13 protein-coding genes are annotated in these 12,822 nt (G+C 70.0%); 5 read left to right on the top strand and 8 right to left on the bottom strand.

Going from position 1 to position 12,822, the window contains the following annotated elements:
- The 7 genes from DW296_RS09805 to coaA form a co-directional block, all read right to left on the bottom strand.
- On the bottom strand, positions 1-1,135 hold a 1,135-nt coding region (locus tag DW296_RS09805; protein ID WP_136052076.1), incomplete at its 3' end, for a histidine kinase dimerization/phospho-acceptor domain-containing protein.
- Between the two features lie 209 nt (positions 1,136-1,344).
- A complete protein-coding gene (locus tag DW296_RS09800; protein ID WP_136052075.1) occupies positions 1,345-2,190 on the bottom strand; it encodes a response regulator transcription factor in 846 nt (281 codons plus the stop codon).
- A complete protein-coding gene (tsaE, locus tag DW296_RS09795) occupies positions 2,187-2,681 on the bottom strand; it encodes a tRNA (adenosine(37)-N6)-threonylcarbamoyltransferase complex ATPase subunit type 1 TsaE (RefSeq protein WP_240743056.1) in 495 nt (164 codons plus the stop codon). The genes DW296_RS09800 and tsaE overlap by 4 nt, the downstream gene beginning before the upstream one ends.
- The gene (gene alr / locus DW296_RS09790; protein ID WP_136052074.1) at positions 2,678-3,784 is read right to left on the bottom strand and encodes an alanine racemase; all 1,107 of its coding nucleotides are present in this window, start codon (positions 3,782-3,784) and stop codon (positions 2,678-2,680) included. The genes tsaE and alr overlap by 4 nt, the downstream gene beginning before the upstream one ends.
- Positions 3,781-4,140 carry a holo-ACP synthase gene (locus tag DW296_RS09785; RefSeq protein ID WP_136052073.1) on the bottom strand — a complete coding sequence of 120 codons (360 nt, stop codon included), beginning with the start codon at positions 4,138-4,140 and terminating at the stop codon, positions 3,781-3,783. Before DW296_RS09785 ends, alr begins: the two co-directional genes overlap by 4 nt.
- 105 nt (positions 4,141-4,245) lie before the next feature.
- Positions 4,246-6,093 (bottom strand): glutamine--fructose-6-phosphate transaminase (isomerizing), encoded by a 1,848-nt coding sequence (glmS, locus tag DW296_RS09780; RefSeq protein ID WP_136052072.1) that lies wholly within the window; start codon positions 6,091-6,093, stop codon positions 4,246-4,248.
- A gap of 63 nt (positions 6,094-6,156) precedes the next feature.
- Entirely contained in the window at positions 6,157-7,110 is a 954-nt protein-coding gene (coaA, locus tag DW296_RS09775) for a type I pantothenate kinase (protein ID WP_071327518.1), read from the bottom strand.
- Positions 7,111-7,138: 28 nt separating this feature from the next.
- Here coaA and DW296_RS09770 point away from each other — a divergent pair, with 28 nt between their 5' ends.
- The 3 genes from DW296_RS09770 to DW296_RS09760 are packed head-to-tail and all read left to right on the top strand — an operon-like array spanning position 7,139 to position 9,296.
- Complete coding sequence (locus DW296_RS09770; RefSeq protein WP_136052071.1) at positions 7,139-8,074, top strand: Ppx/GppA phosphatase family protein; 936 nt, start codon at positions 7,139-7,141, stop codon at positions 8,072-8,074.
- Positions 8,075-8,109: 35 nt separating this feature from the next.
- Positions 8,110-8,586, top strand: a complete 477-nt coding sequence (locus DW296_RS09765; protein WP_136052070.1) for a VanZ family protein — start codon at positions 8,110-8,112, stop codon at positions 8,584-8,586.
- Positions 8,583-9,296, top strand: coding sequence for an arsenate reductase/protein-tyrosine-phosphatase family protein (locus tag DW296_RS09760; protein WP_240743055.1), 714 nt, complete (start codon positions 8,583-8,585; stop codon positions 9,294-9,296). Before DW296_RS09765 ends, DW296_RS09760 begins: the two co-directional genes overlap by 4 nt.
- Here DW296_RS09760 and DW296_RS09755 read toward each other — a convergent pair.
- The gene (locus DW296_RS09755; protein WP_168429017.1) at positions 9,293-11,023 is read right to left on the bottom strand and encodes a DUF4012 domain-containing protein; all 1,731 of its coding nucleotides are present in this window, start codon (positions 11,021-11,023) and stop codon (positions 9,293-9,295) included. The two genes, DW296_RS09760 and DW296_RS09755, sit on opposite strands and share 4 nt — an antisense overlap.
- 266 nt (positions 11,024-11,289) lie before the next feature.
- Here DW296_RS09755 and DW296_RS16475 point away from each other — a divergent pair, with 266 nt between their 5' ends.
- Both DW296_RS16475 and DW296_RS09750 read left to right on the top strand, forming a co-directional pair.
- Positions 11,290-11,880 carry a hypothetical protein gene (locus DW296_RS16475; protein WP_168429016.1) on the top strand — a complete coding sequence of 197 codons (591 nt, stop codon included), beginning with the start codon at positions 11,290-11,292 and terminating at the stop codon, positions 11,878-11,880.
- Entirely contained in the window at positions 11,877-12,815 is a 939-nt protein-coding gene (locus tag DW296_RS09750) for a GNAT family N-acetyltransferase (protein ID WP_168429015.1), read from the top strand. Before DW296_RS16475 ends, DW296_RS09750 begins: the two co-directional genes overlap by 4 nt.
- The last annotated feature ends 7 nt before the right edge of the window (positions 12,816-12,822 follow it).

Raw genomic sequence — 12,822 nt, 5'->3', positions numbered from 1 at the left:
GGTCCACCGGCTCGAAAGGGTCGGGCGAGACCCGCCCCGTCTGGGCCTGCATGCTCGTGACGAGATCCTGCAGTCGCTCCCCCGCGTCCGCGATCACCTCGATCTGCGCCGGCACGCGGCCGGGGAGGTCGTCGCGCTCCCGCAGGAGCTCGACGTGGCCGATGATCGCGGTGAGCGGGTTGCGCAGTTCGTGGGAGATCACCGCGGTGAGGGCCCGCCGCTCCTCCGCGGCCTCCAGGAGCGCGGTGACGTCGTCGATGACCACCAGGGTGATGCGCTCGCCCTCCCGCGCGCCGGCGATGGGCTGGGTGGTCACGGCCAGGGCGTGCCACTGCCCCGCACCGTCGTACAGCCACACCCGCTCCTCCCGCATCTGCTCCCCCGCGGCCGCCCGCGCGAGCGTCGTGCGCTCCGGGGTCAGCGCCGTTCCGCGCCGCGCGTCGTACTCGACGGATGCCGACGGGAGGGCCGTGCCGAAGCGGTCACGGCCGTAGAGGGAGCGGTAGGCGTCGTTCATCTGCAGGATGCGACCGGCGGAGGTCACCACCACGAGCGCGATGCCCAGCGCGTCGATGACCTGGGTGACGCGCTCCTGGTTCGTCTCCGCGCGCTCCGCCGCCCGGTTCACCTGCTCGGAGCGGCGCTGCAGGAGCCGTCGTGCCGCGCCGGAGCGCTGGGCGCCGATGCGGACCGTCACGCCCAGGAAGCTCAAGGTGATGACGACCGTGAGCACCCGCAGCAGCACGTCCTCCGGCGGACCGGAGCGGTCCGAGAAGAACACCAGGCAGCCACCGCTGAGCGCGATGCCCGCGAACACCCAGGGCATCGAGAAGTAGGTCGCCAACCAGACCACCGGGAAGACCCAGAGGAAGCCGAGCCGGAGATCCGGCACGTTCGTCGTCAGTCCGACCCCGAGCACGTCGAGCAGCGGGAGGACCGTCACCGCCGTGCGCGGCAGGCGTCGCCACGGCACCATGAGGGCGACGAGGGTGGTGACGACGATGAGGCCGATCCCCCCGATGAACAGCGGGATCGCGAGGGTCTGCGGCTTGAAGCCCGCGACCATCACCACGATGGCGACGATGCTCGCGGTGAACACCAGCTGCCACCGCCAGATCGAGACCGTGCGGATCATCAAGGTCCGCCTCCCGGTCGATCCTCAGCATTCACGCAAGATTACTCAAAGATCGTCACTTCTCGCTCTTCAGGAGGCCTTCCCGTCCTACGATTCTGAGTGGGAGCCGACGCTGCGACTGGGGATTTCGCAGAAGCTGGGGCCGCGCGAGTGGGGATTCGCAGGCATCCGGGGCCGCGGTGGGGGAGCCGCGGCCTCGACCCCTTCTTTCAGGCGGGGCGGTCGTCGGACGTGAGGCGGTACCCGACACCGCGCACCGTCTCGATGTAGCGGGGGGCGGTGGGGCTGTCGCCGAGCTTGCGGCGCAGGTTGGCCATGTGCGTCTCGATGGCCCGTTTGTCCGGTTCGCTCACCCGGTCGAACGCGTCGCCGGAGATTCCGCGCAGTCCGCGAGCGAGCTCGACCTTGCTGCAGACCCTGCGGCCGGCCTCGAGGAGTGCCGCGAGCAGGTCGAACTCGGTGGGGGTGAGCTCGACGGGGCGCTGGGCGACGAGCACAAGACGCGTGTCGAGGTCGAGGCTGAGGTCGCGATGCACGAGCCCTCGCCACGTGGCGACGGTGGCATCCCCGGCGGCCGGGGTCGGGAGAGCGGAGATCGACGCGACGGAGGGTGCGGGGGCGGCGGCCTGCGGCGACGGGGCGCGTGCGACCTCCGGCGTCCCCGTGGGTACTCCCGACGAGCGGTTGCGGCGGAGGAGCGCCTCGATCCGCGCCCGCAGCTCGCGTGGCCGGAAGGGCTTCACCAGGTATTCGTCGGCGCCGGAGGTGAGGCCGAGCACCACATCCGATTCGTCGGCCAGGGCGGACAGCATGATGATGAACGTGTCGCTGACCTGACGGATGCGCCGCGCGACCTCGAAGCCGTCGATACCGGGGAGGTTGATGTCCAGCGTGGTGATGATCGGATGGTGCGCCGCCACGGCTGCGAGACCCTCCGGGCCTGACCCCGCCTGCACGGTTCGGAAGCCCGCGGCGAGGAACACCTCATCCAGGAGCGAACGCACACCGGGGTCGTCTTCGATGATGACCGCGACCAGCGGCTCCCCCGCCGTCATGCGCGCTCCTCGCGGGCGATCGTGACGAAGCGCGGCGCGTCGGCATCCAGCTCCGAAGGATCGAGGTCGGCATCGTCCTCGCCGGCTCCGACGGGCCGTTCGATCTCGATGTCCCACCAGGCGTCGGCGAGCTCCTCCGCCATGCCGCGGCCCCACTCCACGACCACCACCGACCGCTCCAGGTCGAGGTCGAGGTCGTCGAGCTCGGCCGCGGAGCCGAGGCGGTACGCGTCCACGTGCACGAGGGGGGCGCGTCCGACGAGCGACGGATGGGTGCGGGCGATCACGAACGTCGGGCTCTGCACGGGCCCTCGGACCCCGAGGCCCTCGGCCAGGCCTCGGGTGAAAGTGGTCTTGCCGGCCCCCAGGGGTCCGGTGAGGATGAGCAGGTCTCCCGGCTCGAGCTGCTCGCCGATGCGCAGCCCGAGCTGCTCCATCTCCTCGGACGTGGCGATCCGGCGTCGTCCGAGGAACGCCGGGTCCAGGCTCACGTCGTCCTCCGCGGCACCCGGTGACCGATGCGGGTGACGATCTCGTACCCGATGGTGCCTGCGGCCTCCGCCCAGTCCGCGGCCGATGGCACGCCGAGGGTCGGATCCCCGAAGAGCGTGACCTCGTCGCCGACCGCGACCGGGGCGTCCCCGACGTCCACGACGAACTGATCCATCGCGATCCGGCCCACGTTGGTATAGCGGCGCCCGCCGATCGACACGGGCAGCCTCCCGGAGGCGCTGCGGGGCACTCCGTCGGCATATCCCAGCGGCACAAGCGCCAGGGTGGTGGCGCGGTCCGTGCGATGCACGTAGTCGTAGGAGACTCCGGTACCGGCGGGAACGCGCCGGACGGCCGCCACGGCCCCGCGCAGGGTCATGGCAGGACGCAGACCCAGCTCCGCGGACGAGCGGTCGTCGAAAGGCGAGAGGCCGTAGGTGCCGATGCCGATGCGCACGGCGTCGAGTCGTGTCTCGGGCAGATCGATGGCGGCGGCGGTGGCGGCGATGTGGCGGATCTCCGGGCGCACGCCGAGCGCAGCGGCCTGCGCCACGCCCTCCTCGAACCGGGCGAGCGCGGCGCGGTCGTCGGCCGGCGAGGCGTTGGAGAGGTGGCTGAAGAGCCCCACGACCCTGACTCTTCCGATCCGCTCCAAGCGGGCGGCCTCGGCGAGCACCGTCGCCCAGTCGTCCGGAGCGATGCCGTTGCGCGACAGCCCGGTCTCGAGCTTCAGATGCACGGCGACCGGGCGGTTCGCGGATGCGGCGGCGGCCACGGCCTGCAGCTGGTCGTACGACGAGATGCCGATCTCGACCCCCTCCGCTGCCGCCTCCAGGAACCGCTCTCCCGGAGCGTGCAGCCAGGCCACGATCGGCGCGTGCACTCCCTGGCGCCTCAGCTCCAGCGCCTCCGGGATCTCGGCCACGCCGAGACGGGTGGCGCCGGCTGACAGCGCGGCCACGGCGGCCGCGGCCGCGCCGTGACCGTACGCGTTCGCCTTCACCACGACGAGCACCTCCACGCCGGTGAGGCGACGGAAGTGCCGGACGTTGTCGGCGATCGCGTCGAGGTCGATCGTGGCCTCGCGGAACGGGACGGTCACAGCGGGGCTCCTTCGGCGACGACGAACGCGGCAGCGAGGCCGGCATCGTGGGTGAGGGTCAGGTGAAGCGTCAGGATCCCCCGTTCCTCGACCACCTCGGCCGTGGATCCGGACAGCACGAAATGCGGTCTCCCTGAGGGCTCGGAGGCGATCTCGATCTCGGTCCAGTGCACGCCGTCGGAGCCGCCGAGCGCCTTGATCAGCGCTTCCTTCGCAGCATATCGCGCGGCCAGAGACGGCAGCCGGAGCTCACGTTCCGTCGGGGCGAACAGCCGCTCACGCAGTCGGGGGGTCCGGGTCATCGTGCGCTCGAACCTCGGGATGTCCACGATGTCGATGCCGGTGCCGATGATCACGCGTTCAGCCTACTCGGGCTTCCCCACCCACCCCGTTACGAACGCCCCACCCCTCTACGTGCGCACGCAGAGGGGTGGGGCGAACAGAAGGGGGTGGGTCGGCGGTCACTCCACCGTGACGGACTTCGCGAGGTTTCGCGGCTGGTCCACGTCGAGCCCCTTTGCGGTCGCCAGCGCCATCGCGAAGATCTGCAGCGGGACGACGGCCAGCAGCGGCTCGAACATGGGGCCGGCGAGCGGGATGTGGATGACCTCGTCCGCGAAGGGCAGCACGGCGGCGTCGCCCTCCTCGGCCACCACGATCACGCGGGCACCGCGGGCGCGGATCTCCTGGATGTTGGAGACGACCTTGGAGTGCACGAGCGCGGAGTGCCGCGGCGACGGCACGAGCACGAACACCGGCTGCCCCGGCTCGATCAGCGCGATCGGACCGTGCTTGAGCTCGCCCGCGGCGAAGCCCTCGGCGTGGATGTAGGAGATCTCCTTGAGCTTGAGCGCACCTTCGAGCGCGATCGGGTAGCCCACGTGACGACCGAGGAACAGCACCGAACGGGTGTCGGCCATCCAGCCCGCGAGCTGCGTCACGTGCTCGTGCTCGCTCTCCAGCACCTTGGCCACCTTCTCCGGCAGCGCGGCGAGCTCCTCAACATCGGTCGAGGCGTCGGCCACGGCCCCGCGGACCCGCCCCATGTGCAGGCCGAGCAGCAGCAGGGCCGTGATCTGGGCGGAGAACGCCTTGGTCGAGGCGACGGCCACCTCCGGGCCGGCGTGCGTGTAGACGACGGCGTCCGACTCCCGCGGGATCGTCGCGCCCTGCGTGTTGCAGACCGACAGCGTGCGGGCGCCGCGCTCCCGGGCGTACTTCACGGCCATCAGGGTGTCCATGGTCTCGCCGGACTGGCTGATGGAGACCACGAGGGTGTCGGCGCCGATGACCGGGTCGCGGTAGCGGAACTCATGGGCGAGCTCGACGTCGACCGCCACGCGGGCCCACTGCTCGATCGCGTACTTGCCGACGAGGGCCGCGTAGGAGGCCGTGCCGCACGCGGTGATGATGACGCGGTTGATGCCGACGAACAGCTCGTCGAGGCCGTCGAGCTCCGGGATCACGACCTGGCCGTCGCGGATGCGGCCACGGATGGTGTTGGCGACGGCCTCCGGCTGCTCGGCGACCTCCTTGGCCATGAAGCTCGACCATCCGCCCTTCTCGGCGGCGGCGGCGTCCCACGACACGTCGAACGGCTCGGCGGTGACGGGGGTGCCGGCGAAGTCGGTCACGGTCACCGCGTCGGGGGTGATCGAGACGATCTGGTCCTGACCGATCGCGAGGGCCTTGCGGGTGTGCTCGACGAAGGCGGCGACGTCGGAACCGAGGAAGTTCTCTCCCTCGCCCAGACCGATCACGAGGGGCGAGTTGCGGCGAGCGCCGACGACGAGTCCGGGGTGGTCCTGGTGCATCGCGAGGAGGGTGAAGGCGCCCTCGAGGCGGTTGACGACAGCACGGAACGCGAGGGCGAGGTCGCCCCCGTTGCCGGCGTACTCGCGGCCGAGCAGCGCCGCAGCCACCTCGGTGTCGGTCTCGCTGCGGAAGGCGACGCCGTCGGCGAGAAGCTCGTCGCGCAGAGCCGCGAAGTTCTCGATGATGCCGTTGTGGATCACCGCGAGCTTGTCGTCGTCGGCGAGGTGGGGATGCGCGTTGACGTCGGTCGGGCCGCCGTGCGTCGCCCACCGCGTGTGCCCGATGCCGGTGGTGCCGTCGGCGAGGGGCGCATCGCCGAGCGAGTCGCGCAGCATGGCGAGCTTGCCCGCCTTCTTGCGCATGCCCAGCGTTCCCTCGCCGTCGATCACGGCGATGCCCGCGGAGTCATAGCCGCGGTACTCGAGCCGGGCGAGGCCGGCGAGAAGGATGTCCTGGCTGGGCCGCGGGCCCACGTATCCGACGATTCCACACATGGGGATAAGGGTAAGCGGGAATTTTTGCGAGTCGTCCGAACAATAGAGCGCCGCCGGAAGGGCTCAGAGCTTGCGCAGGAGCACGCTCTCCACGTCGTGATCCGCGCCCTTCCGCAGGACCAGCCGCGCGCGGTGCCGGGTGGGCATCACGTTCTCGACGAGGTTCGGCATGTTGATCTCGTTCCAATATCCCAGTGCGGTCGTGATCGCCTCCTCGTCGGTGAGGTGCGCGAACACGTTGAAGTAGGACGACGGGTTGCTGAAGGCTCCCTGCCGCAGGGCGAGGAACCGGTCGACGTACCACTTCTCGATATGGGCGGTGTCGGCGTCCACGAAGATCGAGAAGTCGAAGAGATCGCTGACCGCGACGTCGTTCGGGGCGGGCGGGGGTTGCAGGACGTTGAGCCCTTCGACGATGACGACATCGGGGCGGCGCACCACGACGTGCGCGTCGGGGACGATGTCGTAGCGCATGTGGGAGTAGAACGGCGCCCGCACCTCAGGAGCTCCGCTCTTGACCTCCGTGAGGAACTCGATCAGCGCCCGGCGGTCGTACGACTCCGGGAAGCCCTTGCGATCCATGAGGCCGCGGCGCTCGAGCTCGGCGTTCGGGTAGAGGAAGCCGTCCGTCGTCACCAGCTCGACCCGCGGCGTCCCCGGCCATCGGCTCATCAACTCGCGGAGGAGTCGGGCGATGGTCGACTTGCCCACGGCCACGGAGCCGGCGACACCGACGACGAAGGGCGTGGTCGTGTCGTCCTCCTGGAGGAACGACGAGGTGGCCGCACCGAGCTGCTTCGTCGCGCTCGCGTACAGGCTCAGCAGCCGGCTCAGCGGGAGGTAGACCTCGCGGACCTCGGTGAGGTCGAGGCGATCGCCGATTCCTCGCAGCTCCACGACCTCGGTCTCGGTCAGGGGCTGGTCGAGTCCGGCGGCGAGGCGCGCCCATTCCGCGCGCCCGATCTCCCGGTACGGCGACAGCGGCAGCGTGGGGTCGGCGGTGGTCACGTCGTCCATCGTAACCGCGCGCGAGTATCCTCATCCCGTGCGCCTGGGAGTCCTCGACATCGGATCCAACACCGTCCACATGCTCGCCGCCGACGTGCGTCCGGGCGGACGACCGCTCGCCACCACGAGCGACCGGACCGTGCTGCGCCTCATGCGCTACCTGACACCGGACGGGGCGATCGCGGAGGAGGGCGTGCAGGCCCTGGAAGCGGCCGTCGCGCAGGCGCGCCGGGTGGCGGAGGCGGAGCGCGTCGACGCGCTCCTCGCCACCGCCACGAGCGCCGTGCGCGACGCCCGCAACGGAGTCGAGGTGATCGCGCGCATCGAGGCCGTCCTCGGCCAGCCCCTCCAGGTGCTCGACGGGGAGACAGAGGCCGCGCTCACCTTCCTCGCCGTGCGGCGCTGGTTCGGGTGGTCTGCCGGCCAGCTGCTGCTCCTCGACATCGGCGGCGGGTCGCTGGAGATCGCCGCCGGCGCCGAGGAGGTGCCGGATGTCGCCGCGTCCGTCCCCCTCGGAGCCGGGCGCATGACCGTGCAGTTCCTTCCGCAGGATCCTCCGGGACAGGACGACGTGGACCGCCTCCGGGCACACGCCATGACGACGCTCGACGGGGTGACGTCGGGGTTCCGTTCCCTCCCCCGCCCGGACCACGTCGTGGGCTCCTCCAAGGCGATCCGCTCACTCGCCCGACTCGTCGGCTACCCCGTCCCCGGCTGGTCGGGCATAGAGCGGATGCTGCTCCCCCGCGACGCGCTCGGGTCGTGGATCCCGCGACTCGCGCGCCTCCCCGCGTCGGCACGGCAGGAGCTCCCGGGGATCACGCCCGACCGGACCTTCCAGATCGTGGCGGCGGCGGTGTCGCTGCATGCCGCCATGGACGCGCTGGACGTGGAGGAGCTGGAGGTGTCGCCGTGGGCGCTGCGCGAAGGCGTGCTGCTGCGGTACATCGAACGGCTCGGCCCGCGATCCTGAGAGACGCGCTCCGGAGGCGTGGATAGCATGACGCCATGACCTCGACCCTCGCCGTCCGCCCCCGACGCGGCGCGGCGACGGCGCGCGTCGCCCTGGTCGGCTACCTGCTGTTCGTGGGCTTCACCGTCTGGCTTCCCGCGAGCGTGTCGTCGAAGGTCACCGGACTCGTGGGGGTGATGGCCCGGTGGGTCGCGGAGGCCGGGATCGCCTCCTACCAGCAGAGCGCCGTGGTCCTGGAGATCCTGGCCAACGTCGCCCTCTTCGTCCCCGTCGGGCTGCTGCTCCCGTTCGCCTGGCCGCGGCTCCGACTCTGGCAGGTCACGCTCGCCGGCGGACTGCTCAGCGTCGTGATCGAGTCGGTGCAGGGCCTCATGCCCTCCCGGTTCCCCACGGTCAGCGACGTGATCGCCAACACCACCGGCACCTTCCTGGGGGCGGTCGTCGCGACCGTGCTGCTCGCGTTGCTGTCGCGCGGTCCCGGACGGGCGAGGAACCGTAGGCTGGCCTCGTGACCATCCCTCCCCCCGACGGCCCGCCGTCCGGCATGAGCCGCCGAGAGTGGCGCGAGCAGCAGGACCAGCCCGCGCCCACCTCCGTCCCCGAGAACGACGCCAGCCCGATCGTCCCTGCCGGCGAGACGCTGACCATCCTGACGGTGTGCACGGGGAACATCTGCCGCTCTCCCCTGGCCGAGGTGCTGCTCCGACAGCGCCTCGAGCCGCTGGGCGTCCGCGTGCACAGCGCCGGAACGCACGCGCTGGACGGTCACGGCATGCCGGAGGAGGCCCTCGAACTCGCGACGCAGGGCGGTGCCGATCCGGCGATCGCCGCCGCCCACCGCGCCCGCTACCTCGTCGAGCCCTACATCGCAGGCGCCGACCTCGTGCTGACGATGGCTCGCGAACACCGCTCCGCCGTCGTGAAGATGGTGCCCGGCGCTCTCCGTCGCACATTCACGCTGCGCGAGTTCGCACGGCTCGCCTCGACGCTGAGCACGGAGGAGGCTCAGGACGCCGCCCAGGGGGACGGACCGCTCCACGACCGGTTCGCGGCCGTGCTCCGCGCCGTCGGCGACCAGCGTGGCGTCACCCCCGCACGCCCGGAGGACGATGACGTCGTCGATCCGTATCGCCGTTCGCGCGAGACCTACGCGCTCTCCGGCGCCCAGCTCACCCCCGCGCTGGACGAGGTCGAGCGGATCGTCCGGGCGGCGGTTCGCTAGCAGCCGGGTGTCTCCAGGGTGACCGGGGTCTCGCGCACCATCGGCGTGGTCCAGACGTCGTACGGCCCGTAATCGGCCCCTGTCGTGCCTTCCGCGCCCTTCATCGTGACGGTGATCGTCGCGGCGGTCTGCGGCGGGGTGATCACGTTGATGCGGACGACGGAACGACCCAGGTGCGTGCCCTCGGTGCGCAGACGATAGCTCTCCGCCCCCTCCACCGTCCACGACTCGATGCTCGCCCCGACCGGCGCGTAGACCACGACGTCCGTCGCCAGGTAGCCCGGTTCGAAGTGCGGACCCGTGATGAAGTACGGAAGGCCAGCGGCCTGCTCCGGCGTGATGTTGTTCGCGAACTCGATGGTCTGCTGGAAGGTGGGCGGGCCGGAGGCGGTGCACTGGTCGCTCGTCGCGGCGACGGTGGCATCGGCGTAGTAGTCGGTCTTCGCACCGGTCGTGTCGTTGAAGTACACCCCGGCCACGGTGCGGTCGGCGTTGTCCGCCGGGAGGGTACCGGCCAGCTTCGTGCCCGCCAGCATCCCCTCGAGGTCCGGGTTCGAGGACCAGATCTTGAGCCGGCCCTCATCCGTCGCCCTGGTGAGACCGTCGGCGAATGCCAGTGGGTCGTCGACTCCCCCGATCAACGTAGAGAAGATCTGCGCCGCCGCAGCAGCGAAGAACACATCCTGCGCCGTCGAGTCGACGCCTTCGCCATACGCGAAGTACACCTCATTCAGGAGCAGGGGAACAGCATTCTCCGGCGTCAGGGTCTCTCCGGTGACAAGGGTGATCGGCCCCGTCGCTTCGAGGAGGTAGCTGAGGGCGACCGGGTCTGTGGAGATCACATCGTCGAAGGGAGGCAGACCCTCGTCCGCCCACCATGCTCGCAGGATCTCGACGGTGGTCGGGAAGTTCGGAGTCGCCGTCATATTGGGAATCCACCGCCCGATGATGTCGCTGTAGATGGCCTCAGTCTCGGGATCCAGCGGGGCGATGCTCTCCGGGCGGGCGTTCGCGAACTGGACGCTCGTCGCTTGCGTCGTCAGGGAGATCCGCCCCTCCGTGGCAGTGACCAGTGCCAGCGCCGCGGGGTTGCCACCCGTGGCCCGGAGTTCGGAGTTGCCCTGGAACATCAAGAGATAGGTCCGGGTCCCGCCTTCGCCGAGAGCGGCAGGCAGCGCTTCGAGGACAGGCGCGAGCGGCGATAGCGCCTCGTCCACCGTGGACACCGCATCATTGAGGCGCTCAACCGCCGAGCTCACCTGCGGCAGGAGAGCGGCCGCGTCGATACCGCCCAGGGAATCCTTGACGCCCGCCGTGACCGCAGCTCCGGACGAGACGAGACGACTCAGGTCATGGAGTGCGACGAGGTCGACAGCACCCCCGGACGGCTTGAACGCCTGAAGGTTCAAGCTCGGTGCTGCTTCCACCGCGAAGTCGGCGAGCTCGTCGACTCCCTCCGCGGCGATACGCACCGCCGAGAAATTCTGCCCGGCGAACGGCACCGCTTCGGCGATCCGCCATACCGCGGAGTCGGTCTCGTCGACCGCGCGGGTCGTCGCCGACTTCACCGCGTCCGCATCTGTGCTGGCCCCCGCCGTGTCACCCGCGACGATCTTCTGCGGGATGCCCTGTGCCACGGGGATCACCTGGGTCAGCGCGTCGCGAACCGTGAGCGCCTTACTGGCCGCGACGGCCATCACCACGCAGGCCGCCACGAGGACGGCCACCGCCACTGCTACGCAGATCCAGATGATGCGTCGACGGAGGCCTCGTGAACGCTGTGCAGCCCGCCGGTCCGCGCGCAGGGAAGATCTCGTAGTCATCACTCACATTCAACCGCAGTATCTTGCGGATGACCTCCACCCTGCTCAGCGACGGTGCACCAAGGCGAAGCCGCGTGTGCGGTGTCGCGCGCGGTTCCGGGCCGCGCACGACGAGTACGCTACTGCTGTAGGGCCCGCCGCCGCGCATCGAAACGAGTTGGGGAAGCCAAGTGACGCCTCTGAACCGCGCGACCAGTGTCGTGTTCCGCTATCGCGGCGATCGGCCCACCGCACCGCTTCCTCCAGGATACGAGAAGGTGATCTTGGATCACACCTCCGTGAGGGACTTGTTCGGCCGGCCGACCGGAGACGATTGGCGAGCCCGCGTCTACCCACGTCTGCTCTCTGGCGGATCCCGGGGAATCGCAGCCGTCGACCCGCAGGGCCTCTGGGCCGCGGTCCAATGGATCGCCCCGCCCGGCGCCGACGGCCCCACCCATCTGCCGCGACGCCTGATCCGGCCGCACTTCTGGTGCTTCAACGAGCACACTCGCGAGGGTCACCGTCGGCTCGGGCTCTGGCGTGCTCTGAAGTCCAGCGGCTTCGCGCTCGCCCGAGATCTGTCCGGCGCGGACGTCACGCTCTACAGCGACACCGAAACGGAGAACCTCCCGTCGCGGCGCGCCCATGAGGCCTTCGGATTCACGCACGAGGGTGTGATGTCCACCTTGACACTCAGGTACGCCCGGGGCCGACGCTTGGTGTTCGGAGGCTGGGACCGCGAGGCGCCCCACCCGGAGAGGTCGACCACCGCACCGTGAACCAGATCATCCCCCACACCGACACCGTCTTCCAACAGCCTTGGTGGCTCGAAGCGACGGCTCCGGGCACTTGGGACGCCATCGAAATCGAAGAGAACGGTCGTGTGATCGCTCGGCTGCCGTTCGTGTTCAAGAAGCGGTTCGGTCTTCGGGTGATCGGGCAGCCGCAGCTGACTCAGTCGCTCGGGCCCTGGATCGAGCGACCCGTCGGGGAGACGCCGGCGAAGACGCTCAGCAGGGAGAAGGACCTCTACGCGAAGCTCATCGCCAGGCTCCCCCGTTTCGATGTGTTCCAGCAGAACTTCGCTCCCGGTGTCAGCAACTGGCTCCCGTTCTATTGGCAGGGCTTCTCGCAGACCACGCGGTACAGCTACGTCCTCGACGGAATCCGGGACGAGGAGCGGACGTATGCCGGTATCAGCAAGTCCGGTCGGCAGACGATCAGGCACGCGCAGAAGAGCATCGAGGTGCAGGTCAGCGAGGACGTCGAGACGGTGCTGGACCTCGCCGCCAAGACGTTCGGTCGCCAGAACAGCGGCCTGCCCTATGACCCCGATCTCTTGCGCCACATCGATGATGCTGCGCGACGCTTCGCCTTCCGCCGCGCTGTGATAGGCCGCGATCCACAGGGAAGAGTGCACTCAGCGGCCTACGTCGTCGGCGACCAACGGCGCGCGTATCTCCTCGTCAGCGGCATCGACCCTGAACACCGACGGTCCGGCAGCGGCAATCTCGTGCACTGGCACGCGATCCGCGAAGCCTCGGCTTTCACCGACACCTTTGACTTCGAGGGATCAATGATGGAGCCGATCGAGGACTTCTATCGGAAGTTCGGCCCCCGGCAGTCGCCCTACTCGTCCGTGAGCAAGCGCCCTCGTCTGCTGACGGCAGCCCTGGCCACGGCCTCTGCACTCGACCCGCGCGGGCGACGGTGAATGTGAA

Origin of the sequence: Microbacterium sp. K36 (genome assembly GCF_004794355.1) — a bacterium.
Classification (GTDB): Bacteria; Actinomycetota; Actinomycetes; order Actinomycetales; family Microbacteriaceae; genus Microbacterium; species Microbacterium paraoxydans_D.
This window is presented reverse-complemented; position numbering and strand designations above follow the sequence as displayed.

Coding starts and splice junctions, on each gene's coding strand:
- DW296_RS09800 (WP_136052075.1), bottom strand. CDS start 2,190: ATGACGGCGGGGGAGCCGCTGGTCGCGGTCATCATCGAAGACGACCCC.
- glmS (WP_136052072.1), bottom strand. CDS start 6,093: ATGTGTGGAATCGTCGGATACGTGGGCCCGCGGCCCAGCCAGGACATC.
- coaA (WP_071327518.1), bottom strand. CDS start 7,110: ATGGACGACGTGACCACCGCCGACCCCACGCTGCCGCTGTCGCCGTAC.
- DW296_RS09765 (WP_136052070.1), top strand. CDS start 8,110: ATGACCTCGACCCTCGCCGTCCGCCCCCGACGCGGCGCGGCGACGGCG.